General features: G+C 67.6%; 22 protein-coding genes. 4 read left to right on the forward strand and 18 right to left on the reverse strand.

Going from position 1 to position 22,127, the window contains the following annotated elements; all coding sequences use genetic code 11:
- Positions 1-15 precede the first annotated feature (15 nt).
- Genes arr through ABIA65_RS14770 form a run of 4 tightly spaced genes read right to left on the reverse strand, consistent with a single transcriptional unit; the run spans position 16 to position 2,155 of the window.
- Positions 16-435, reverse strand: coding sequence for an NAD(+)--rifampin ADP-ribosyltransferase (gene arr / locus ABIA65_RS14755; RefSeq protein WP_241405319.1), 420 nt, complete (start codon positions 433-435; stop codon positions 16-18).
- A 21-nt stretch (positions 436-456) separates the two neighbouring features.
- Complete coding sequence (locus ABIA65_RS14760; RefSeq protein WP_371747059.1) at positions 457-1,098, reverse strand: DNA alkylation repair protein; 642 nt, start codon at positions 1,096-1,098, stop codon at positions 457-459.
- A gap of 29 nt (positions 1,099-1,127) precedes the next feature.
- Positions 1,128-1,787 carry an SRPBCC family protein gene (locus tag ABIA65_RS14765; RefSeq protein WP_354524002.1) on the reverse strand — a complete coding sequence of 220 codons (660 nt, stop codon included), beginning with the start codon at positions 1,785-1,787 and terminating at the stop codon, positions 1,128-1,130.
- Between the two features lie 8 nt (positions 1,788-1,795).
- The gene (locus tag ABIA65_RS14770; RefSeq protein ID WP_241405322.1) at positions 1,796-2,155 is read right to left on the reverse strand and encodes an ArsR/SmtB family transcription factor; all 360 of its coding nucleotides are present in this window, start codon (positions 2,153-2,155) and stop codon (positions 1,796-1,798) included.
- A gap of 172 nt (positions 2,156-2,327) precedes the next feature.
- On the opposite strand from ABIA65_RS14770, the gene ABIA65_RS14775 reads away from it, so the two are divergent.
- Both ABIA65_RS14775 and ABIA65_RS14780 read left to right on the forward strand, forming a co-directional pair.
- On the forward strand, positions 2,328-2,810 hold the full coding sequence (locus ABIA65_RS14775) for a glucose-6-phosphate dehydrogenase (protein WP_354524003.1): 483 nt from the start codon (positions 2,328-2,330) through the stop codon (positions 2,808-2,810).
- A 139-nt stretch (positions 2,811-2,949) separates the two neighbouring features.
- Complete coding sequence (locus ABIA65_RS14780) at positions 2,950-3,885, forward strand: lytic transglycosylase domain-containing protein (protein WP_371747109.1); 936 nt, start codon at positions 2,950-2,952, stop codon at positions 3,883-3,885.
- A gap of 31 nt (positions 3,886-3,916) precedes the next feature.
- On the opposite strand, the gene ABIA65_RS14785 is transcribed toward ABIA65_RS14780, so the two are convergent.
- Positions 3,917-4,540, reverse strand: coding sequence for a TetR/AcrR family transcriptional regulator (locus ABIA65_RS14785; protein ID WP_354524004.1), 624 nt, complete (start codon positions 4,538-4,540; stop codon positions 3,917-3,919).
- 39 nt (positions 4,541-4,579) lie between these two features.
- On the opposite strand from ABIA65_RS14785, the gene ABIA65_RS14790 reads away from it, so the two are divergent.
- A complete protein-coding gene (locus ABIA65_RS14790; RefSeq protein ID WP_241405326.1) occupies positions 4,580-5,029 on the forward strand; it encodes an SRPBCC family protein in 450 nt (149 codons plus the stop codon).
- 29 nt (positions 5,030-5,058) lie between these two features.
- On the opposite strand, the gene ABIA65_RS14795 is transcribed toward ABIA65_RS14790, so the two are convergent.
- From ABIA65_RS14795 to ABIA65_RS14805, 3 genes are all read right to left on the reverse strand, one after another.
- The gene (locus ABIA65_RS14795) at positions 5,059-5,583 is read right to left on the reverse strand and encodes a GNAT family N-acetyltransferase (RefSeq protein WP_241405327.1); all 525 of its coding nucleotides are present in this window, start codon (positions 5,581-5,583) and stop codon (positions 5,059-5,061) included.
- Positions 5,584-5,614: 31 nt separating this feature from the next.
- Entirely contained in the window at positions 5,615-6,646 is a 1,032-nt protein-coding gene (locus ABIA65_RS14800; protein ID WP_354524005.1) for a TIGR03617 family F420-dependent LLM class oxidoreductase, read from the reverse strand.
- Positions 6,647-6,735: 89 nt separating this feature from the next.
- Positions 6,736-7,005, reverse strand: coding sequence for a DUF1918 domain-containing protein (locus ABIA65_RS14805; RefSeq protein WP_354524006.1), 270 nt, complete (start codon positions 7,003-7,005; stop codon positions 6,736-6,738).
- Positions 7,006-7,102: 97 nt separating this feature from the next.
- Here ABIA65_RS14805 and ABIA65_RS14810 point away from each other — a divergent pair, with 97 nt between their 5' ends.
- Positions 7,103-7,558, forward strand: a complete 456-nt coding sequence (locus tag ABIA65_RS14810; RefSeq protein ID WP_354524007.1) for a GNAT family N-acetyltransferase — start codon at positions 7,103-7,105, stop codon at positions 7,556-7,558.
- A gap of 22 nt (positions 7,559-7,580) precedes the next feature.
- Here the strand turns inward: ABIA65_RS14810 and ABIA65_RS14815 are convergent, their stop codons facing one another.
- From ABIA65_RS14815 to ABIA65_RS14860, 10 genes are read right to left on the reverse strand one after another with little or no spacing between them, the layout of a single operon-like run.
- Positions 7,581-7,895, reverse strand: coding sequence for a hypothetical protein (locus ABIA65_RS14815; RefSeq protein ID WP_354524008.1), 315 nt, complete (start codon positions 7,893-7,895; stop codon positions 7,581-7,583).
- Between the two features lie 30 nt (positions 7,896-7,925).
- A complete protein-coding gene (locus ABIA65_RS14820) occupies positions 7,926-11,390 on the reverse strand; it encodes a DUF6519 domain-containing protein (RefSeq protein ID WP_354524009.1) in 3,465 nt (1,154 codons plus the stop codon).
- Positions 11,391-11,404: 14 nt separating this feature from the next.
- Positions 11,405-13,885 carry a hypothetical protein gene (locus ABIA65_RS14825; RefSeq protein ID WP_354524010.1) on the reverse strand — a complete coding sequence of 827 codons (2,481 nt, stop codon included), beginning with the start codon at positions 13,883-13,885 and terminating at the stop codon, positions 11,405-11,407.
- Positions 13,882-16,530 (reverse strand): baseplate J/gp47 family protein, encoded by a 2,649-nt coding sequence (locus tag ABIA65_RS14830; protein ID WP_354524011.1) that lies wholly within the window; start codon positions 16,528-16,530, stop codon positions 13,882-13,884. The genes ABIA65_RS14825 and ABIA65_RS14830 overlap by 4 nt, the downstream gene beginning before the upstream one ends.
- The gene (locus ABIA65_RS14835) at positions 16,527-19,196 is read right to left on the reverse strand and encodes a baseplate J/gp47 family protein (protein ID WP_354524012.1); all 2,670 of its coding nucleotides are present in this window, start codon (positions 19,194-19,196) and stop codon (positions 16,527-16,529) included. Before ABIA65_RS14835 ends, ABIA65_RS14830 begins: the two co-directional genes overlap by 4 nt.
- A complete protein-coding gene (locus ABIA65_RS14840) occupies positions 19,197-19,646 on the reverse strand; it encodes a GPW/gp25 family protein (protein WP_354524013.1) in 450 nt (149 codons plus the stop codon).
- Complete coding sequence (locus ABIA65_RS14845; RefSeq protein ID WP_241405337.1) at positions 19,643-19,942, reverse strand: hypothetical protein; 300 nt, start codon at positions 19,940-19,942, stop codon at positions 19,643-19,645. Before ABIA65_RS14845 ends, ABIA65_RS14840 begins: the two co-directional genes overlap by 4 nt.
- A 1-nt stretch (position 19,943) precedes the next feature.
- Positions 19,944-20,651, reverse strand: a complete 708-nt coding sequence (locus tag ABIA65_RS14850; RefSeq protein ID WP_354524014.1) for a phage baseplate assembly protein V — start codon at positions 20,649-20,651, stop codon at positions 19,944-19,946.
- A 28-nt stretch (positions 20,652-20,679) separates the two neighbouring features.
- Positions 20,680-21,804, reverse strand: coding sequence for a phage late control D family protein (locus ABIA65_RS14855; protein ID WP_354524015.1), 1,125 nt, complete (start codon positions 21,802-21,804; stop codon positions 20,680-20,682).
- Positions 21,801-22,106 (reverse strand): hypothetical protein, encoded by a 306-nt coding sequence (locus tag ABIA65_RS14860; protein WP_241405340.1) that lies wholly within the window; start codon positions 22,104-22,106, stop codon positions 21,801-21,803. Before ABIA65_RS14860 ends, ABIA65_RS14855 begins: the two co-directional genes overlap by 4 nt.
- Between the last annotated feature and the right edge of the window lie 21 nt (positions 22,107-22,127).

Consider the following 22,127-nt stretch of genomic DNA (forward strand, 5'->3'; position numbering starts at 1 on the left):
ACCGGCGGGCTCGATCTAGTCGTAGATGACGGCAAGTCCCCGCCGCTTCAGGTCCGCCAGGCTGTCCTGCATGGCTTGAAGCTGCTCGGGCGAGTGCCCCACCCAGTCCGTGATCTCGCCGACTATTCGCACCGGATCCGACGTGCGGTAGGAACGGGTCGGATTTCCCGGAAATTTCTTGTCCGTCACGTTCGGGTCGTCCTCCACCGCGCCCTCTGGCTCCACGATGTAGATGCGGCAGCGGCTCTCGCCCACGGCCATCTCCGCTCCCCACACTGCGGCGTCCAAGGTCTGCGTCATATAGACGTGATTCGAGATTCGTCCTTCTTCGTAGTTCGACCGGTGTCCGGCCACCAGCAGATCACCTACAGAGAGATCTGCCTTGGTGCCGTGCAGGAGCGCACCGGACTCGTGCACTTCGAAAGGTGTCGTCACGCCAGCCCCATCCGTTGTCGCCTATCGTCCCTGCCGGCTAACCATCGTGGTGATCCAGGTGGGCGCATAGGGAGACGTGCAGCCAGGCGGCGTCGGATAGTCCCTGAGCACCTCCAGGCGCTCACCGATATCGATCGCGCGGGCGCGGTAGTGGGTGTGTTCGATGCCGATGTGACCCAGGCACTCGTTCATCGCCCACTGCAGCCGGTCCGGGGCGTTCTTCATCTGCGCCTCGATGACGTCCAGCAGCCCCGCGAGATCAAGGCCCTCGGAACGTTTCTTCACGCGCTCGGCGGTCAGTGCCCAGCCAGCACTCGCGACTACCGGATCCGGATCGGCAAGCCAGATCACCCGCAACTCTTCGCAATGCGGATTGCTCTTCACCACGTAATTCACCAGCCAGTCATGCACTTTGGGGGTGCGCGCTTGGCGCAGCATGACATCCAGCTCGTCACGGTCGAAGCCCTTCGGACGGCAGATCAGGATCGCCAGCAGACGGGCCGCGGTGTCACCGGTCTCCCAGAGTTGGCCCGCGAGTTCCTGCTGGGTCTTCAGCCGCTTCGCGAGTGCACGCAGCTTGCTGAGGTTCACACCGTGATCGTCACCGTGCCTCTCGTTCACCGCACGTGCCTTCGGATCCTCAAGTGTCGCCAGCTCGGCCATGGTCTGGACCAACATCGTATCGGCCACCCTCAGTGCCCTCCCACTTCCTCGCCGAGGTAGAAGGCGGTGGTGCGGTTCGCGGCCGCGGTGGCGTCTTCCTCCGGTGTTCCGGCGTGCATGGAGGCCTGTCCCCAGCGCTCGCTGACCGCGCGGATGAATTGCTGGGCGGGTGCGGTCTGCGCGAAGGCGTCGGGATCGCCAGGACGGTCCTGTCCCGCGACCAGATGCAGCGACAGGCCCAGCAGAGCGAGGTCCCATCCCACCCCCGTCGCGCCCGGTCCGAACTGGGCCCAGAAGTCAGAGTCGGCGGCGCCCGTGTGAGAGTGCTCGATGGTAAGGCGCGTCTGGTCTCCCTCCGGTGCGAGGTGCACAGACACTTGACTCGAGTCACCACCGAACTCCCAGGTCACGGTGAAGGATTGTGGTGGGTCGCAGGCGGTCACCTCTCCAGAGGCGTTGCCCTCGACTTGGTAGCGGCCTCCCAGCCGGAGGTCGCCACTGACCGGCGCGAACCAGCGCGCGAGCCGGTCGGCCTGCGTGCAGGCCTCCCAAAGGTCGTCGGTCGTGGTCGCATAGGACTGGCTGATGGTCTGCACCGTGTGCTGCGTCGTATCACCGCGGTTGACGGTGAGGTCTCGGCGCACCGCTCCGGGCTGCGCGGCGATGATCTTGTCGGTTGATTCAGCCATGGTCGCTCCTAGTCGTTGGTCGGTGCCGGCCGCCCGTTGCGATCTCGTTGTGATTTCTTGCCGCGGGCGATCTCGGTCGCGAGTGCATCCAGTCGCGGCGCCCAAAACCGCCGGAACGGATCCAGCCACTCATCGACGCCGCGTAGTGGTGCGGGATCCAGCGCGTACACACGGCGGGTTCCTTCGGCTCGAATGCTCGCGAACCCGGCTTCCCGCAGCACCTTTAGGTGCTGGGAGACCGCGGGTTGCGTGATCCCGAACTCTGTCCCAATCGCACGAACCACGTCGCCAGCTGGCATCTCGTCGCGAGCCAGTAGTTCGAGGATGCGCCTTCGGACGGGATCGCCGAGGACGTCAAACGCGTGCACGGTACAAGAATAAGCAATCAGTTATATAAGTCAAGGGCAATGTTCTTCCTCGCACGATTGACCAGGGGTGTTGAGCTGCTCGCTCCGATGAAGACAACGGGGCGCAAATTCGTGCTCAGCTGGCGTTTCGGGAGCACAATTGTGGTGTTCGTCCGAAACCAGGGGAGCCGCGATGAGCGAGCAACTGTACGACTTCTTCGGCGAGATCCTCCAGCGGTACTTCAGATCCGCCATCGACGCCTATCCGCAGATGGGTGGAGTCCTCGTTGAAAGGTTGTTCACGCTGACTGACGAAATCCCGGATCATCTGACAGAGAGCCGGCGCGCAGCAGTGACGTGGGGCAAAGCAGAGAACCCGAAAGCCAGGATCACCTCGGAAGCCTTCGTCATCACCCAACACGGACTCATATACGCCGCCGGATTGAACGAGTCACACCGTGCGCTGTATTACCTGGCCACGCCACCAACGTTCTTCGATGCGTTCGTCGATCAGGTCGACACCGCCGACGTGTGTGAGGGCGCGATAGTGGCAGTGGACGGCCGGTTCGGCCGTGATCTCACATCGGCGCGCCCAATGGACGCCGCGCTGCGCCGGATACTCGATGAGCACGTAGCGCTGCGGGTGGATCTACATCAGCTTGAGGTGTGCGTCTGAGGCGTTTGGGGAAAAGCACTGTGACACACAGTGTCTGATGAGCACGGCGACGCCTGTCAGTAGCCGGGCATAGTTCGCGTGCTCTACTTGATAGGTGGCCTTGCGCGCCGGAACCGATTCCGCCTGTCGACGCCGTGCGATGCGTCGCTGCACGACGCTGATCGTCACGACCGTGCTCGCCCTCGTGGCCTGCGCAGAGTCGCCGACGCCACCGACCACACCGACGACATCGACAGCACCGACGTCGACCCAGGCGCCGTCCACCGCCCCATCCCCGGCAGCGCTTCCACGCCCGCCCGCGCAGCCACGGCTGGCATCCAGCCCGGAGCAGCTCGCCGATGACCTGGTCGCAGACGAGCGGGTGCTTCGCGACCCGTCCTCATCGGAGGCAGTGCTGGCGGAAGCGGCGCGCGGCCAGCAGGCGGCATACCGCGTCCTCGGCAGGCATCCGGAGTGGGACACCGTTGCCCGCGCACGGATCCCGGCATCACTTCTCGACGTCTACGACCGCAACATCGACGCACGCCGACAGTTGACCGTGTTGGGCGCGAGTGACATCAAGGACACCCTGCCCGCCTGGCGCATCAACCCGCCGGCACCGGCCGATGAGTTGCTCGGGTATTACCGGCAAGCAGAGGCGGCTACGGGCGTCGGCTGGAACTACCTGGCCGCGATCCATCTCATCGAAACCGGGCTCGGCCGAATTGCGGGCACGAGCTCGGCCGGCGCCCAGGGCCCCATGCAGTTCCTACCCTCGACGTTCGCCGAGTACGGCGACGGTGGCGATATTCACTCGCTGCGCGACAGCATCATGGCCGCAGGACGCCACCTTGCTGCCAACGGATTCGCCGCTGACCGCGACGGCGCGATCTTCCGCTACAACAACTCGGACAGGTATGTGCAGGGGGTCAACGACTACGCCGCCGTGCTCGCGGCCGACCCCGCTGCGTTCGCCGGCTACCACCGGTGGGACATCTACTACCGCACGACGGCCGGTGACGTCTTGCTGCCGGTCGGGTATGCCGCGACGACACCGATTCCCGTTCACGACTACCTGGCGGATCACCCGCAATAGAACCGCCCGGGCGCGGCAAGAGGCAGGCGCGTCAGCCAGCCTCGGCCCGCAGGCCGGCGATGAACGTGGCGACGAGGCGGCCCAGGGTCGATTCGAAGTCGGTGACCATCGGATTGGTGCTGGCGGACTCGGGAGTGGCCCACGCCCAGGCGGTCCCGGTGAACGCGTGGATGGCGGCCGTCAGCGCGCTGAGCTGGTCATCGGACAGGGGGAGCGATGGCTGCAGCGCCGCGCCGAGTCGCTGTTGGGCATCGGTCGCCTGCGATGCGAGAACGCGTTGTTCGTCGGAGCCAAGCCGGCCGAGGAGCACTGGCGACACGGCGATCAGATCACATAGCACCGGCCGTGCCGCGAGCGTGGAGGCCACTGCCGCTGCCGCCGTGCGGTTCGGAAGCTCGCGGTCCAGCGCGTCGATCCAGTGCAAGTGCTCGTCGTACATCACCCGTAGCAACAACGCCTCGCGAGAGCCGACGTATCGCAGGATGCCCGACTTCGCCAGGCCGGACGCCGCCGCGATATCGCCCAACGTCAGCGCCGTAGCGCGGGACCGCTGCAGGAGATCACGGGTGACCGCGGCCAGTTGGGTCAGGCGTTCGTCCCGCTGCGCCTCGGTGCGCGCACGGGCGAAGGGAAGCGGTGCACTCGGTCCTGACATCCCACGATAATAGAACACCATTCTGTTATCGTCCTCGACATGCCTCACGAATACGAATGTGTCATCCGACGCCACAGCACGGCGTCCCCAGCGGTCCTGTTCTCCATCGTTTCCGACGGAGCCAACTGGTCGGACTGGGCCTCACCGCTGATCAGCTATTCGGCATGGGACTCATTGGGACCAGCGGGCGACGGGGGAGTCGGCGCTATTCGTGCTGTGGGAGCGAAGGGACGGCAGACCCGCGAGATGACAACCGTCCACGAGCCCGGAATCCGGCACGGCTACACGATCCTGGCCGACGGCCCAATCCGGAACTATCAGGCCGACGTGACGCTAACCGAAGACGCCGGCGGGACCCTGGTGACGTGGCGCGGCGGGTATGAGACTCGTTCGCGGACAATCGGTGTGGCGTACTGGCTTGTTGTGCGGTTCGTCCTGGGGACGTTGTCGCGGAAACTCGTCAAGGAAGCAGAACGCCGGGAACCGTGAAGAACTCGGCCTGTCGAAGATGAGAGGGATCACCCCGACTCGCGTGCTGGGGCTTGCCGCACCAGGTAGATGAGCGGCCGGCCGCGATCGTCGATGGTCTCGTGGTGTCGTTGGAATCCAAGTTTCTCCAGGACCCGTAGTGACGGCTGGTTCCATGCCCCCACGGTTGACCAGATTCGGCCGCGGCCTGTCGTGAATGCCGCGTCCATCACAGCGTGCGCGGCCTCGGTCGCGTAACCGCAGCCGTGGAACCGGTTCAGCAGTTCACAGGCGATCTCCGGCTCATCGAGGCTGCATCGACCGACGATCAGCCCGCAGTACCCCAAGGGTTCGTCGTTGGCCCTGCGGCGAATCGTGAACAGTCCGATACCGCTGTCGTGGAACTTGTTTCGTTGCTCGGCCAGTCGAAGACGGACATCCTGCACTGACTCGGTCGTCCCGCCCTCGTGCTCACCGAGCAGTTCGTGATTCCAGACGGCATCGCACTCGTCACGCAACTCCAGACGAAGACGCGGGGTGTGCATCGACGTTGCCATCGGGGTGTATCGCATCATCGGGGCTCCTGCGCTCGGGGATCGCGGTCGATCAACCCGCCGCGGGGTGCCGCGCCGCTATCAGGCGCGCGATCTCGCCGTACTTCTCGAGACGCCCTGTCTCGCTGCCCGCGTTGTACAACACGATACGAGTGGCGATTCCGTCGTACTTGGCGATCAACGCGTCTGCCAAGCCATCCCATGTCGATTCGGTGGCAAAGGTGGCGATGTGGTCGTCCGTGATTTGCGATGCCATACCTGCGAAGTCACCGGCCTTCTGCTTCTCCCGCAGACGGGCCGTCGTGCCCTCGAAGCCGGCCTCGTCCCAGATGAACGCATAGTTCGGTGTGCTTCCGTAGAAGCTCATGCTGGCCCGCACGAGTTCGCGCTCGTTGGCGCGCTCCTCGTCGGTGTCGCCGACGATCGTCATGACGGGAACGATCTTGGCGATATCGGAGGGGGAGCGGCCGGCCTTGGCCGCACCTGCGGCAACGTTGGGAAGCACGTGACGGGCGATGTAGCCGGGCTCGCCGATCGGATGAATGTGCACGCCGTCGGCGACCTCGCCTGCCATCCGCAGCATCCATGGATTCACTGCTGCGACATCGACTTTGGGATCGGGTGCGTCGATCGGCCCGGGACTCCACTGGGGAGTGATGAAGTCGAGGTCGTAGAACTCGCCGTGATGGTCGAGTTTGCCGGTCCGGAAGGCGGCGAAACATGCCTTCACCGCCAGCACGTAGTCACGCAGGCGCGGGCCCGGATGTTCGAAGGGCATCCCGTAGCGCCGGACGACATGCGTGCGGACCTGAGTGCCGAGGCCGAGCCGGAACCTGCCGCCGGTTGCCTCCTGCAACTCCCAGGCCGACGCCGCCGTGATGAACGGGCTGCGAGGAAAGGCGACGGCGACACCGGTCGAGAGCTCGAGGCCGGGGGCGGACTGCGACGCCACCGCCGCGTTGAGATACGCCGTGCGGCCCGTCTCGGTGAGCAGGAGACCGGAGAACCCCGAAGCCTGAATGCGCTGGGCGAAGCCGCCGATCTGGCTCAACCGCTGCGGCGTGGTCATCACGTCGACGTACACGGACGGAGATTACGTCACCCCATGCCAAATCGGCGGCATCCGCCAGGTGAACTCGACGCCCAGAAACCGGGCACGATCAGTCGCGGCGGTTACTCACTCTTGATGTGGTGCGCGACCGCCGTCTCCACCGATGCGGACCGGGACCGCGCCCGCTTGTCCGCCTCTTCCTGTTCCGCGGACGTGACGACGACCGCGTCCGGGCCGGGTACCACTGTCGCCACATGGCCGGTGGCGTGCCATCGCACCACATATGGTGGCGAGCCATCCGCCGAACGCACCTCGGTGATCTCACCGCGCTGATCCGGCCGTTCCACTGTCGTGCCCTTGATCACCAACCAGTCGCCTACCTTGGCCTTCATCGCCCAATCCCTTCCTGCGCTTCCGTCTCCCATCGTGCGCGCGCCCGTGGCTCCTGGGAAGGGCAATCCGCTGGTTGATTGGATTACCGTTGGCGAGGTGGACAGTGACCTGATCGTGCGCCCCTACCGACCGGCTGATGAAGACGCGGTGGTCAGTGTGTGGGCGCGCGCCGCTCGGGAGGCTCACCCGTTCGTCGTCGGGGAGGGCGAGGGTGAACGCGAACAAAAGATGCGTGACGTCTACCTGGTGGAAGCCGAGAACTGGGTCGTCGAGTCTGTCGTCAACGGCACTATCGTCGGCTTGCTCGGCATGCTGGGCAGTGAGATCGGCGGTTTGTTCGTCGCGCCCGAGGCGCAGCGGCGTGGGGTCGGTCGGGCACTTGTCGAGCATGCCAGCGCACTACACGGCACGGTGACACTGGAGGTTTACCAGCGCAACCAGCGCGCCCGCCGTTTCTATGCCCGGATGGGATTCGAGGAGATCGGGCACCGGCCGGAAGAAGAAACCGGGCACGAATTGATCGCACTGCGTCGAGGAGCCGTCGCTTCCTGACAGATTGTGGCCACGCAGCGAGTCAGGAGTCGAAGAGCTCTGCCAGGTCAAGGATCAGATCGTCGATCGCCTTGCCGTGTGCGGTGGCAGTCGTTGCGATCGTCCTCACGTGACCGCGTTGCGCGTCCACTATGGCCTGCAGTTCTTCCGGACCGTCCCCACGCGCGGCTCGGCGGGCTCGCGTGACCTCCGGATTGCTCTCTGCCATTGCCGCTTTGGCGGTATCGGCTGCCGCAGCGACGTGCCCACGGGTCGATTCCAGCGCCTGGCGCAACAAGGCGTGCGACTGGTGACCGATGCGCGGGTCCTCTGGTACCTTGGGCGGTTTTGCCGACACGGTGCTTCCTCCTCGGTGCGGTGATGGCGATCAAGGCGTCGCGACGTTCATGGCGTCCCAGGGCGACGCTAGCGGTAAGCCGTTGATGCGAAGCTCGCCGTTCGTGACATTCGTCGAGATCGCGACCCTCGCCGGGGCGGCGTCGATCGCAACCGCAGACGCCTCCGGTCGAGTCTCGATGTAGTTCGCAGACACGACGGCGGAGTCGGCGCGAATGCGTACCGCGGCGACGTGTTCGTTGGGGACGAACACGATTCGATTGTCGTTTACCAGCGCATTCCCGTCCACGATGACCTGCACCATGGGGCGGATTCCGGCGCCGTCGACGGTGTTTCCGTGCACCGCCCCGAGTTCGCGACCCAACTGCAGGTGCACGATCCTGTCGTCGCCGTACCACCAGGTGCCGCCGTCGGTGACGATGACCAGTCTCCCGAACTTGAGTCCCACCGGGTGGTACTCCTCTGCGCGTTCTGTGTGCCGCAATGTCGACAGACCCCCGATCGACACGCCGGTGTAGCGGCCCCGCGGGGACTGCTGGTGAACTCGATTCTCGCTGACATCGGTCCGGTCGAACGGTGCTCGTACCGCGATACCGAACGACAATCCGTCGGGAGCACTGACGTCGTTGACCGTGTTGAGGGCGACCTGGGAGTTGCGGGCACCTTCGATCCACACGCCTGCCACAGTCTGTGCGAACATCGACCGCACCCCAAGTACCTGGTTGGCGCGGACATCGGCCTCCTGCACCGGACCGATGGAGATGGCGGCGAGCACTTTCCCTTCCGCGGCTGGGGCATGCCGCTGCTCGCGGACCTCGAAGCCGACACCGCGAATAACGTTGTCGTTCACCGACACCGCGCCACCGCGCACGGCCGTGACGACGATGCCGTCGAGCGGTACTCGGGCGATGCGGTTGCCGTGAATCATCGCGGTCACGACGGCGGCCTGCACCATGATGCCGTAACCGAGGAATTCGACGACTTCGTTGCCCGCGACGCGCACCGACCTGACACGTCCGCTGTGGCCGAGGCCGTCAGTCACGAAGATCGCTGCCGGCAAGCCGACATCACCGCGCATACTGCCGACGTCGGTCACGATTCCGAAAGGCCCTGCCTTGTACACGACGCTCGCCGGTGCGCACGGGTTCGGGCGGAGCGGATCGGTAGGCTCGGCGGGAACTCGCGGGTCGGGAATCCCGAGCCGATCGAGCTGGGTGTTCAGGCCGAAGATCTCGTTGTCGGTGATCCGGACGGGGTCCAGACCGTCGACGATGCCGTAGAAACCGGCGGCGACGACGTTCGACCTGACCACCGTCGCGCCCACAGCTGAGGTACCCAAGTGCGTGATCCCGGCGATCACCGCCGCGACGATATTGTCGGCAACGACGTTGTCCCCGACGTGGATTGCCGTGCCGACGAAGGAGACACCCGCACGCACACCGACGAGCACGTTGTCCTCAATCCTGGAGTGAGCGAGTAACAGACGTCCCGGTGTGCGCTCGTCGGCGACGAATGCGCGTTCGGCGCGTGGTGCAAGGGCGTCGAGGGGGGCATTGCCGATTGCCGTGGCGCCCAGGATCTGACAGTCGCGCACGCGCAGCCCCGCGATGATGCCGAGCAACGCCAGTGCGGGCAGCCGCGCGCGAGTTGGATGCACAATCAGAGAGCAGCGCTGCACAGCGAAGCCAATTGTGTTGCGCACCGCGATCGCAACGTTGCCGCCTAGCCCAGCGAGCAGCCCGCCGGTGACGACAGGCGCGGCAGCCACGGGCCCGGCAGCCACGGGCCCGGCTGCCCTTGCGGGCTCCGCCGGCCTTCCAGGTTCCGCTGGCCTTCCGGGTTCCGCCGGCCTGCCGGGTTCCTGCCGGTCTATGAACCGACCGTCGTTGCCAAGCACGGTCAACTCCTCGATCGTGACCTCCCTGGCACGATCGACGAAGAACGCCGGCATGGGCCCCGGTGTGAGCACGATGGTCGTCCACCCCTTGCCACGTACCCGCACCGCGTTGGTCCGCGACATGTCGACGGTCTCGCGCAGCACGTAGACACCGGGTTGCAGACAGACCACACCACCCCGGTCCCGCACCTTGTCGACGGCGGCCTGGATGGTCAGCGCGCCGCTGTTGTGGCTGATGGCCGTGACGCAGACATCGCAGGCACAGTCGTCGCAGTCGCAGTCGCCCGAACCTGGCCACGGCACCCGGCAGTCGCTCAGCACGGCATCGTTCGTGAAGTCGACGAACCCGAGACGAGCGATGTGGTGGTGGGGTGTGCGCGGCGGCACGTGATCGAGCACCTCGACCGATGCGTCGGCGACGCGCGCTCGAAACGCCCAGCGCTCGTTCGAGCGGAACGCGCCGCCGGCGATATCCGGGTCGAGGGTGAACTCGATCTGAACGCCGTCCTCGAGCACTATCGGCCCCGCGGTGACCTGCATGACGTGATCGGCCGTGACCAACGCGCCGGATTGGTCCCATCGCCGAATGCGAGCGCCGCGGGAAACGTCGAACACCCCGCCCAGCGGTGCCGCCAATGTGACCACCCCGCGCGTGTCATCGACGCTGGCGACGACTGCCATCTCACCCGACAGACCGTCGAGTTCGTGAACGTCGTCGGTGACCTCGACGACATCGCCAATGGTGAACCGCAGCACCGCATCACGCCCCGGACGCACGACGCTGACGTCGGCGCCGGCAATCGCCGTCACCGGCGACGCCAGCGAGGCGTTGTCGCGACTCCACTTGAAGGTCGCCACGCCAACCGGTCCCGGGTCGTGAATCTCCACGCTGTACAGGCGGTTGCTGCGACCGCGAAAGCCGCCTATCGGAGGTACATCGCACGGGTCCAACGCCGCCGGAACCCCGACCGCTGCGGTGGTGAGCCGCGACGCGCTCGGGCGGATGATGTCGGCCCAGCCAGGGATCTGCCCGTCGGGGGTGTCGCACTGCAGGCCGGGCGTATCGGCTTCGTGCACCTTCACCTGCCAGACGACCTGCCGCCGGACCGCGGTGTCGATGCCGTACAGGGCGGGGTCGAGCAGTGTCGGGTCCTCGGCCCACGTGCGCTCGCGGTGCCATACGTCGAGGTACACCAGGTGGGTGCCGGAGGTGGGAAGCGCCGGCGGTACGGGCAGGTAGGGCTGCGGGCTGTAAGGAAGGGGGTCGGTGCCCCTCATCTCCTCGAGGTGCGGGTCGAAGTGCAGCGTCGGGACCGGTGTGCCGATACCGTGATTGTCGACCTGGATGCCGTCGACGTACGCGCGGCCGGGCCCGAAAGACAGCACACCGCCTGCGATTTCGAGCAGGAACGCGTCGGGGGTCTCGGCGGGGACGACGGCACGACCGAGGGTGTCGAGCGCGGTGGCGCGCAGTCGGCGATCAAGCAGGTCGACGAGCTCGTTGAGGTTCGCGTCGAGGCGGACACGGCCCTGCTGCTCGAACACGCCGACGAAGTCGTTCGTCGGCCGGAAACTGTAACTGCTGTGGTCACCGGCCATGCTGGGCCTCCTTGTCAGGTCACGTAGGTCAGCGCCGGATCCAGCCCGAACGGCAGGTACTCGGCGAGGCGGATGCGTAGGTTCGATTCCCGCTGGGCCTGTTTGACGTGGCAGAGCGCACCCATCTCGCTGCCGTCCTCGGCACCTTCGGTGATCTCGGCCGGACACGACGATGCGAGCTGGCCGTACTCGGGCCGCCCATACCTGCGGGCAGTCAACGACGGTGCGAGAACCGCGGCGACGGCGGCGCGCGCGCTCGCCGCGATCGCCTGCTGCTGTGCGAGGGGGAGCAGCGGGTTCGCGGCGAGCGCGTTGGCGACGGCCGCGTCGGCCGCTTGGCGCGCGGTGAGCTCGGGCTGGCAGCGGAACCGTCGCGGGCTGACCGAATCGAGCGGGAGATAGCTGAACCGCACACAGTCATGCTGGGTCTGCTGCACCTCGACGTGACCGGTGACTATGCACTCCGACGCGTCAAGGCTGACAACATGCACTGCGCCGATCACCGTCGAGCGTTCGGCGCGCAGCGGCGGCCCGAGATCGGTTGTGGCCCCGCCCGTCCCGACGACCGCCGGCCCCGCCAACGCTCCACCGACGTCGAGGCCGTCCACAACCGAGTCGAGGATCGTGACGTGGTCGATGGACGGCGGCAGGCTGATCGGTCCGAGGATCGAGAAGGCGACCTCGACGCGCAGCTGGGTGAGGTCCGCCCCAGCCGAGGCGACGATCGACGGCCGGGTGGTGTCCGGCTCGCCGTCCTCGCGCAGCCGCCGGCCCGGGGTCAGCGTCGAGTGCCACAGTCGTAGTCGGTTGATGGGCCCGATCACGTCGAGGTGCCCCTCGACGAGAACGCCGCTCAGTGTCAGTGTCGACAGGTAGTCCCGGGTGGCCGCAGGCACCGTGGCGTCGATGCGCGTCCCGGTGCTCGGCGTGCGCAATAGCGGGCGTTCACCGTCGGCGGCCTCGATGACCAGCCAGCTGTCGTTCTTCATGGTGATCGTGCCGGGCAGCGCGTAGGTGCCGCTGTCGTCGATAACGATCACGGTGGGGCGTCGGCCACCGGCGACCCATTGCGCGACGGCGGTCGTGAGTGCCGAAACCTGTGGCGGGAGTGGCTTGACACTCGGGGGCCGCGGCCGGGTGCCGACGTGGATGCGCTGAATCGGTGCGCCTGTCGGGGGAGCATCCGGGACGATCCAGGCGCGCCGGTCATATCCGCCGCCGCCGAAACCTGCTGCCTGCCCGACGAACGACGACACGGTGACCGTCGGGGGAGCGGCCGGGTTGGGCAACAGTCCCGCGCCGAGCAGGAGCCGACCGTTCACGACGTCGAGAGCGACGACGTTGCCTGGAGGCTGCAGCGCGGTGGCGAAGTCATCGACCCGAATGCAGCGGATGCGGGGGGCACATGCGGTGCCGACACCAGCCGGGTTCGCGCACGGGCGGACCGCGACGCCATCGAGGTAGACCGTGATCGAGGTCTGCGGAGCGGGCGGCAGGCCGACGCCCGGTAGGTCGCGGAAGTTCCCGTAGAAATCGGTCGCCAGGGCGCGCACGGGTGGGCGCGCCACGTAGGAGTCCATGTCGAGGGCGAATCGGCCACGCCGGATCGGCTGCGGCACCTGCAACTCCGTCACCAGACCGTCGGCATCGCCCTCCCGCAGCCAGCGGCTGAACAGTGGTGCCGGATTGCCAAGCGGGCTGAAGCTCCATCCGAACGGGCAGACCGCAGACGGTTTGGCGGGGACGAAGACCAGCGGGTTGGCCTGAATCCGCCACGCGAAGAACGCGACATTCTTCGGCGCGTAGGGCGGGGCGATGGGGTCGACTGCCCGCCGGTCGACCACTGCCTCGGAGTCGGTGCTGGTCACCGGCACCAGTGCGCCCTCGGCGACCACGGCGCCGCGGCTTCCGCCCAACGTGGGCTCACGGAGGTCCACACACCGCACCGCATCGCTGAACGGACCGACGGCGCGCTCGCAGCGCTCGGTGCTGCGCACGTCGAGCAGGGCGGCCTGCGAGCGCAGGTGTTCGAGGAACTGCGGCCAGTCGAGCAGCTCGAAGCACTCCACGATGTGCACTGGCCAGCCGGTGACGTTGCGTGCGAGTTCCTCCAACATCGCCGGGGTGCCCTTGCGCCGGCGGTAGTAGATGGTTCGGGCGACGTCGGCGCGCACCCGCGCGGCGATCGGGGAGCGCAGGTCGTGGGGTGCGAGATCGGTGAACAACCCGGTGGCGGTGCGGGCCGCGTCGGCGCGCGCACCGTCGAAGAGTGCGTCGTTGCCGACCAGTTCACCGATGTAGGGCACGGCCCAGTCGGCCGCCGTCTCGATGAAGAGGTCGTCGAAGCGTTGCCAGAGATCGTCCTCGACGTCGTTGAGTACGCGTGAGGCGATCTGCAGTAGCGGTTGCAGCACATGCTGGGCCTCGAGATCGCCCGAACGAAGATGCGCGGGAAGGAGATTCCACAGTCGGTCCAGACGCGGGTCAGTCGTCATGCCCTTCCTCCGTCGACGATGCGCACGTCGCCGGGCTGCGCGATGACGGCCAGCTCGGCCGGCAGCACGACGCCGCGGGTCACGTCGGGACGCGCACGAAACAGCCGCAGCCGGGGCTGCACGCGAACCGGCGTGCCGTCTGGCGCGATCTGCACACCCCGGCGGCTCATCTCGGCCGGATCGAATGCTGCCGACGGTGCGAACATCAGATCGTCGAGATCGACGCCGATCACCCCGGGCACGGCCGCGCAGCCCGCGATGAGGTCACTGGACGCGACCGCGCGCCCCAGCCCGGATCGGTTGGAGTCCAGCAGGTTCCGCACAGCCGCGTCCACGGCGGTCAACACCGCGGCGGGCTTCTCGACCCGCGCATCGATCACGACCGACGCGCTGACGGCGACCGGAACCTTGATGGAGTCGGCGATGCGCAGCACGTGGCTGGTGTCGCGTGCGGAGTCCAGTGAACGGGCCAGAGTGGTCAGCACGTCGGCGCCGAGCGGGGCACCGAGGGGAGCGGTCACGGTGATGTGAATCATCCGGTCGAGGCCGTTCCACAGCCAGATCGCCTGCGCCTCGGTGACCAGGCCGGTCCCGACCAGCAGATCGGCGAGGTCGCGCAGCGACACCCCGCGTCCGAGTGCACGCACACTGGCCGGCGCGTTCTTGCGGGCCTGGTCGGCGGGCTCGGGATCGGCGCCGCCCTCCGACGGCAACGGGTTGGTGACCGAGCGGACCCCGGCCGGTTTGGCCAGGAGGGCATTCAGTCTTCCCGCGCCGACGCGTCCGGCCAGGCCGGATCCGACCCGGTATGTCGCCTGGACGTTGCCGACGCCCGTCGATGCGCGCGCGGCCATGTCGGCGCCGTCACCGAAGCAGATCTCGGTGACGCCGTCGGGCCGCGTCGCCGTGGTCAGCACCGGATCGTGGGCGTTGTGCCCGTAGAGCCCCGCCACCTCGGCTCGCGCCACGCCGTCGACGTACACCCGCAGGGTGGAGGCGAGACCGCCGGGAACCTCGGCGGGCAGATGGGTGACCGGCTGCTTGGCGAGGGCCATTCGTTGGAAGGGGATGGTGCCGTCACCGTTGCCCACCGTCTCGACGGTCGAGGCTCCGTGGCTCGCGCGCAGCACGTTCATCGCCAGCCAGGCTTCGGTCGCGGCGGGCCAACCCGGGGCCGCGCCGGGAGTGCCCGCCGTCGACACCAGATCGAGTCGCAGCATGGCGAAACCATTGGCGTCGAACACCGGTAGGTCGGGCTGACGTTGCAGCCGCAGCACCTGCGGGGTCGGGGCGCCGGGCGCATCGGCGTCGAACCACGACAGGATCGCGGCCCGTCCGGCGCTGAGCTCGGCGACGTCCAGCGCCTCGCCGGACACCCACGCATCGCGCTCGATTCGTCGACCCAGCTCGACCCCGACGGTGCCGTTGGGCAGCTCGGTGCGGAACACCGGCAGGTAGGCGCTACCGACGAAGGTTGTCTCGGCTTCGCTTCCCCACCAGGCGAGTTCGGGTCCGGCCAGGACATGCAGTCGCACCGTGCGCAGGTCGTAGGCCGGCAGGGGCGGCGTCACGCTGATCGTCGGCGCTGAATCGGTGAGCGGGCCCACGGTGGTGGCGGCACGGCCGATCGCGGTGACCTTGACGAGTACGGGCGGCCCTGAGGTTTCGACCAGAAGGTGGGTGCCGGCGGCGACGTCGTCGATGGGGGCGTCGACGGGAATCGTGGTGGCGCCCGCGCTCAGCAGAAAGTTGGTCGACGCGGTGGTCCAGCGCACCCCGCCGGGGGCGGTGGTGTCGGTCACCATGACGTTGTACGTGGCCGGGGCGTGCGCGCCGAACGCACCGACACTGCGGGTGGTGCGCCACGACCGGGGACTGGCGCCTGCGGTGCCGGTGATCGGGGTCGCCCAGGAGATGCGGACGCGATCGACGTCAATGGTCGCGGCGGCGACGGACTTTCGCTCCAACTGCCCTGCGGCGGTGCCGAACAGCAGGACGGTGTCGTTGGCGCGCAGGGCCGTCGTGAGCGCCGCGGCGCCGCGAGCCAGGATGGCGTGCGTGCTGCCCGCCGCGAACGCGGGCAGCGGAGCTGCCTGCAGGGCGACGCGCATTCGGTTGAAACGGGCGTCGAGCTGAGCGGCATCGAGCGTCTCGTAGGTCGGCGGTGCAACTGTCGGTGCGTTCGGGTCGGCGGTGGCCTGTACCGGGAGGTCCGCGGGTGCGGTGGCCGACTTGGCTGGCTCCATCGTGAACTCGAGCCAGGTCATCGCCGCCACACCAGGTCGCGGTCGGTAGCCGACGAGCCGGGTCAGTCGTTCGACGGAACGCCGATCGGTGGCGGTGCCGAGGTAGGCGTCGTTGGCGGCGCGATCGCTGTAGAAGGTGAGCACGTCTGCCAGCGCCGCAGTGAGTTCCAGCACCGCGACGGCGTGATCGCTGGATGCGCGGGTGGACAGGTGTCGCAACTCGGTTCTGGCTCCGAGCTCATCGAGCATGAGCTCGCGCAGCGACGCGAACGTGCCGATGCGGGTGTCGATCGCTGGCAGTCGGGGACGATTGTCGGGCCGCTTGACGTGCGAGTTCTGTTCGCACGCACCGCACGTGCACCGACCGCCGGTGCCGCCGCAGCACAGGGGGGCGTTCATGCCTTGCCTCCGTGTGCGGTGATCGCGAGGACACCGTGCTCGGTGAAGTCGGGATCGTTGTCGCAGCGCGCGATCTCGGATGGTCCGAGTTCGATCACCGCGCGGTCCAGTTCCCCGTTGTCGGGCTGACCGAGGCGCCGAAAGCGGGTGACAGTCACGGTGTCGACGCCGGGTACCGAGACGACCACGGCATAGATCGCCGAGAGGCGCACGGGGGCACCGAAGACTGTCCGGCTCTGATGGAAGAACCCCGGTTGACCGTCGACGGTGCAGCCGCTTCCCATCCGCCTGCGGACGTCGGCGACAACGTCGGCACGAAACTGACCCGGCAGCACGCACAGATCGATTGCGATGTCGAGTGGAACGAACTCGGGTGCACGCAGCTCGATGTCGTAATCGGTGAGTCGGAAGCGGTTCAGCTGTGTACGCACCTCGAGTTGGAGCGCCGGGCTGAGCGCGCTACGTCCGTCGCTGAGGTCGACCAGATCCTCCGAGCTTGCCGGATCGACGCTGGCGAAGACGGTCAACCAACTGCCGGTCCAGCGAAAGCGCGCCACGGCGCTCTGCACTGACGGCAGGCGCAGCAGCGCATCCGCGTAATCGGTTTCGGTGACGGCCCTGCGCTGGTCGACGGCGAAGGCCACCGGCGCCGCGTGGCGAGCGTGCTCCACCGCCTCGGGATCGACACCGGCGGTGGCGGGCAGGGGGTTGCGGACGGCGGTGATCGTCGGCAGGGCGCCGCCGGAAGGCTGCACGCTGTAGTGCACGAGGGTGTCGCTGCCGACGAGTCCACCAAGTCCGTTTCCGATCCGGTACACGGCCTTGTAGCTCGCCGGATTGGCGGGGTCGGGGCTCGTCGCCGACGCGCCATAGGTGCCGTCGCCGAAGCGCACGATCGCGCCGGCATCGCTGCGCCCGCCGCTGCGGGTGGCGTCGGTGTCCCCGGCGACCGATCCGCTGGGCTCGGCGACCAGTGCGAGGTCGAACGGCGTTGAGTCGAGCAGATCGGGGACGGCGACGTAGACGTCGGTACCGGCGGAGGTCTTGACGACGACGTTCACAGCGGGCACCGCGTCGTGCGCAGTGCCGGACAGGTCGGTGCGTTCGGTGGTGGGAAGTCCGCTCGCGTCGGTCGCGGTGTCTGCCGCCGGCATCGCCTGGGTCAGGGGCCCCCGGGGCAGTCGGACCGTCACCGGGATGCGATCGGGCACGATCGGCGTGACGTCCTCGCGCACGGTCCGGCCGTGGTCGGCGAGTGCGATGTTGCCGCGTCCCACGGTGATCGACCGCAGCCGGCGGCCGTCCTCGGTGCGCGTGCTCAGGCACAGGGGGAACGGCAGCGCGTCCTGGCGTCGCCACCGCACACGAAGCAGGGGCAGCACCGGTCCGGCGGTCCACCGCTTCAGCTCCCATTGTGCGACACCGGAAACCGGGTCAAATGTCTCGTCAAGCGATTTGGAGTAGAGCTCGTCGGTCGTGGGTTGCGGCGGGCCCTCGATGCGCACCAACGTCCGCTTCGTCGAGTCGGCATCGACGGGCAGGCCGAGCCCGTCGCTGCCCCGGGCGTGCTCGAACACGACGAAGTCGCCATCGGCCAGGACCGGCGTACGGGCGACGCCGCCCGCACCGACGCGGTCAACGCTGTAGAGGTATGCCTCGGTGGTGCCGCCGGCGAGCACGCACTCGTCGTTGCCCCAGGTGTGGATCTGGATCTCGTTGTTGCGTGGCGAGCACTTGACCGGGTGGCTGGTCTCGAACACGATGACGTCGCTCAGAGCCGGGGTGCGCTCGAATGTGTCGGCGGCGGTCGGATCGGTCCACTTTGAGTCGATGAGCGGGCCGGGTGGCGGCGTGCCAGGCGTCAGCGGAGCACCGACCCGGGTGAGCACCGGGGTCCGCATCGGCACGACTCCGGTGCTGTTCACGGTGAACGCGATTGGCGCCCAGGCATTGCGACCCTCATGCAACTGGTAGTCGACGAGTCGCGCATGTCGACGGATGGAGCGACGTTGTCGCGCGGTGTCGAGATAGGCCTCGGTCGCGATGGCGTCCTGGAAGTACGCGAGTCGGTCACCCTCGTAGGCGAGTGCCTCGACGAGCGTGTAAGCCAGGTCGGCGACGTTGCCGTCGGTGAACGAGGGGTGGCGGGTGGCGGCGACGTCAAGCAGCATTCGACGCAGACTGGTGAAGTCCTTGGCCAGATAGTCGATCAGCGGTTCGTCGAGAAGTTCGGGGGGACAGTCGTCCTCGGTGCGGCAGTCGACCTCCGTCGGGCACGGCGCGACGAATGAGACCAGCACCTGGGACAGCGGGGGATCGAGATCGGGGTGGGCGAGGGTGAGCACGTAGGGGGAGTGGTCGCCGGCCTTGTCGGTGACGAGCTGGATGCGATCGGGCGCCAGCCGGGTCGCGGTGAGGACATGGATGCCGGTGACCCGGACGCCGCCGGTGAACACCGCGAGACTGGGCGTTGCGGGAAGGCCGTACGCCGTCACCGGCACTGGACGCAGGAACGTGACGGTGACGATCCGGTGGTCGCCGGGATCGATCTCGACGTACTCGATGCCGTTGCGAGTGGGGTTGGGATGGGCCAGTAGGTCGCTGCGCCGCTGCTGCAGGTCCGCGCAGTCGAGGTCGCCGGCGATGAGGGTGTTGATGGTGCCCATTCAGCCCACCTGCCCGTAGCGGCCGCGGAACGTCTCCCGGCGCTGGCCGCCGTCGCTGCGGCGTTGATAGACGATGGTGACGCGCAGTTCGGCGTCGACAGCTTCGACGGCGACATCGATGACGATGATCTCCAGCTCCAGCCACTTCTGCAGCGCACCCTGCACCAGTGCCTTGGTGGCGCTGGCGAGCACCTCATGGCTGGGCAGAAACACCATGGTCTTTAGGGCGCAACCGAAGTCGGGACGATTCGGCCGTTCGAACGGCTCGGTGAAGAGCACCGCGCGGATGAGGTCGCGGACGTGTTCGTCGTTGGTGGCGAGGGTGGTCCTGCCGCTTCCGTCGATCCGCATCGGCTCGTCGAGGTAGCGCGCCGCGGGCGGAACCGTCAGGTCGGCCCGTGGCCCACCCGCGAAGGCGCCGGTGACGATCGTGACACCGGGGTCGGTCATGTCGTCACGTCGATCTCGATGTGGGTGTTGGGGGGCAGCGGCACGTCGGCCGTCACCCGCAGGGCAGCGGCGTTGGCGCGCAGGTGTTCCGTCACCCCCTGGGCGATGGCGACGAAGAGACGGCGGCGGTCGCGGTCGCTTTGGGTATTCGTGGAACGGTCGAACTTGTCCGCGTCTTTGCCTGGTAGCGATTTCCAAAAGGCATCTTCGATCGCGGCTGCCATGGACGCGACGAACTCGTTGGGTGTCGACTGGTCGGAGGGTGAGCCGAGAGCGCCCGGCTTCAGCGACGCCATTTCACTGCACCAGATTCTGTAACGAGATCAGGGCCGGTGTGGGCGGCGCGGCAGGGGGCACCGGCGGCGCCGGCGTCACCGGGAGGAGGCCGAGCGCCAACTCTCCCGGGTGCACATGAGAGTTGAACGTGGTGACCAGTTGCGCCAGGTAGGCCATGAGTTGGTCGCCGAACACCGCGGGATGGGTGGCGCCGCCGCCGTGCTTGATCAGGGGTGCGTCGAGGACGACCTGCGCGAGCGCCTTGATCTCGATCGTGCCCTCCAGCACCTTGATCGACATGATGTTCACGCCTGCGATGTCGGAGAGCACGATCGACTGTCCGGTGTCGTCGAGCGCGGCGTGCAGCCCGGTCTCGGTGCGCAGCACCTTGGTGAACGGATCCGGTAGTGCGGCACCGGGTCCCGGCGGCGTCTCACCGGTCGCCCACCAGCAGCCCACCCACACCGGACGGGAGACGTCACCGGCCTCGAACTCGATCCACACCCCGGCGCCCAGCGGCGGGATCGCGTAGAAGCCCGAGGTGGTGCCGCCGTACGGTGTGCACGGCTCGGCCCACGTGGTGTGTTCGGTGCCCAGCACCTCGGGGACCAAGGCCTGGACCCGTCCTCGCTTGGTCGGGTCCTGGTTGTCGGTGACCAGACCGCGGTACTTGCCGTAGAACTTGTCGAGTTGACGGTCGAGCAGTTGTTGCACTTGTTGGTCGGTCATCACGCTCCTCGTCTGGTCGATGTCGCGACTACACCGCGACGAACTCGGTTCCGGTCATGGTCACGGCATTTCGGCGGGCGGTGAACCGCTGCTCGAAGCGACCGTCTACCACCGATATTCGGCATCTGGTCGTCTGGTAGAGCCCGTTGAACAGGCGACCGATGCCGCGTACCGCGATCAACGCGCCAGGTCGCAGGACACCCACAGACTCGTCGGTGGTGCCCTCCACGGTGAGCGCGAAGCTGGCGCGGTCGACGGTTGCCTGTGCCGACGGCTGCAACTCCGCGGCGGTGGCCCCGCCGGTCTCGGCGAGGCGAATCATGGGCATGGACCCGGCGACACCCGCGCCCGCCACGGCCCGCAGCGTCGCGGGCTCGATACCCATCGGCACGAGCTTCGACACCGGCGCGACACCGACACCCGGCGCCTTGGTCGCGGTGTCGAGACCGAGTGCCATCGCCAGCGTGGGCCGCGCCATGTCGTAGCGGACCTCAAGGTCGCGCACGTTGGTCAGTGATCCCATGTTGACGTTGATCACCGCCGACGCGACACCGGTGGTCGTCGGCGGACCGAAGTAGCCGGTGTCCAGGCCGGTTATCGGTTCGGGTTGCACGTAGCAGTCGAAGCCGTTGCGCCGGGCCAGACGGCGCAGGAAGCGAATGTCGGTGCCGCGCTGCACCGTCGATCCCATCGGCTCCACGACCCGCGGTGGTGTCATCGTCACCTTCGGCACCACCGCGTACTGGCCGAACAGCGCCGCGGCGATCGCTCCGTCAGGCAGACCGGTCCACGCCTTCGCCTTCTCCTCGAGGTTCATCACAGCGGTGATATCGATACCGCGAATCTCCAGCACGCTCTTCCCACCCTCAGCGAAGCGTGCCCGCTGCGCGGTGGCGAAGCCGTTGAGCACCGCCAGAGGCAGTGGCACGCCGCCGGTGCCGATGCGGATCCCGATCGGCATCATCGGCTTGAACGGGTCGATCAGCAACGTGCTCCAGTCGCCGCCCTCGGTGGGTGCGAGCCCGAACGTCAACGAGAACGCGCCTGCGACGTCGAGCGCCGTTTCGACCACGACCTCCTGCAGCGCATCGATCATCACCCCGGGAGCGGGCATCTTGCCCAGGGAGAGCATCGTCGACACGCCGCCGGTCATCGTCGCCCCTGCCTGCCGTCGAGGGGAATGAAGAGCCGCCGTCCCACCGTCGCGGTGAGCTCGTCGGGGTGCACGACGCCATTGGCATCGGCGAGCTGCCAGTACAGGGTGGGTTCGCCGAGGTACTGCCAGGCGATGCGGTCCTGGCGTTCGTCGCCGCCGACGACGTGCACCACGTCCTCGGCGCGCGGCGTCACCGCCGGTGGCACCTCGCGGGCCGACACATAGGCGCGCTCCCGGCCCTGGCTGTCGACGATGACGGCAACCGGCAGACCGGCGTACCGCGATGTCTGGTCGAACATGCGATGGTCTCCTTATCGGGT

The sequence above is a fragment of the Mycolicibacterium sp. 624 genome, from assembly GCF_040548615.1.
Classification (GTDB): Bacteria; Actinomycetota; Actinomycetes; order Mycobacteriales; family Mycobacteriaceae; genus Mycobacterium.

Excerpts from the sequence above, each read along its gene's own strand:
- ABIA65_RS14760 (WP_371747059.1), bottom strand. The coding sequence starts at position 1,098 with ATGGCCGAGCTGGCGACACTTGAGGATCCGAAGGCACGTGCGGTGAAC.
- ABIA65_RS14820 (WP_354524009.1), bottom strand. The coding sequence starts at position 11,390 with ATGGCCGGTGACCACAGCAGTTACAGTTTCCGGCCGACGAACGACTTC.
- ABIA65_RS14845 (WP_241405337.1), bottom strand. The coding sequence starts at position 19,942 with ATGGCGTCGCTGAAGCCGGGCGCTCTCGGCTCACCCTCCGACCAGTCG.
- ABIA65_RS14835 (WP_354524012.1), bottom strand. The coding sequence starts at position 19,196 with ATGGGCACCATCAACACCCTCATCGCCGGCGACCTCGACTGCGCGGAC.
- ABIA65_RS14850 (WP_354524014.1), bottom strand. The coding sequence starts at position 20,651 with ATGACCGACCAACAAGTGCAACAACTGCTCGACCGTCAACTCGACAAG.
- ABIA65_RS14775 (WP_354524003.1), top strand. The coding sequence starts at position 2,328 with ATGAGCGAGCAACTGTACGACTTCTTCGGCGAGATCCTCCAGCGGTAC.
- ABIA65_RS14840 (WP_354524013.1), bottom strand. The coding sequence starts at position 19,646 with ATGACCGACCCCGGTGTCACGATCGTCACCGGCGCCTTCGCGGGTGGG.
- ABIA65_RS14785 (WP_354524004.1), bottom strand. The coding sequence starts at position 4,540 with ATGTCAGGACCGAGTGCACCGCTTCCCTTCGCCCGTGCGCGCACCGAG.
- ABIA65_RS14805 (WP_354524006.1), bottom strand. The coding sequence starts at position 7,005 with ATGAAGGCCAAGGTAGGCGACTGGTTGGTGATCAAGGGCACGACAGTG.
- ABIA65_RS14855 (WP_354524015.1), bottom strand. The coding sequence starts at position 21,804 with ATGACCGGCGGCGTGTCGACGATGCTCTCCCTGGGCAAGATGCCCGCT.
- ABIA65_RS14825 (WP_354524010.1), bottom strand. The coding sequence starts at position 13,885 with ATGACGACTGACCCGCGTCTGGACCGACTGTGGAATCTCCTTCCCGCG.
- ABIA65_RS14860 (WP_241405340.1), bottom strand. The coding sequence starts at position 22,106 with ATGTTCGACCAGACATCGCGGTACGCCGGTCTGCCGGTTGCCGTCATC.
- ABIA65_RS14790 (WP_241405326.1), top strand. The coding sequence starts at position 4,580 with ATGCCTCACGAATACGAATGTGTCATCCGACGCCACAGCACGGCGTCC.
- ABIA65_RS14795 (WP_241405327.1), bottom strand. The coding sequence starts at position 5,583 with ATGATGCGATACACCCCGATGGCAACGTCGATGCACACCCCGCGTCTT.
- ABIA65_RS14765 (WP_354524002.1), bottom strand. The coding sequence starts at position 1,787 with ATGGCTGAATCAACCGACAAGATCATCGCCGCGCAGCCCGGAGCGGTG.
- ABIA65_RS14830 (WP_354524011.1), bottom strand. The coding sequence starts at position 16,530 with ATGAACGCCCCCCTGTGCTGCGGCGGCACCGGCGGTCGGTGCACGTGC.
- ABIA65_RS14780 (WP_371747109.1), top strand. The coding sequence starts at position 2,950 with ATGCGTCGCTGCACGACGCTGATCGTCACGACCGTGCTCGCCCTCGTG.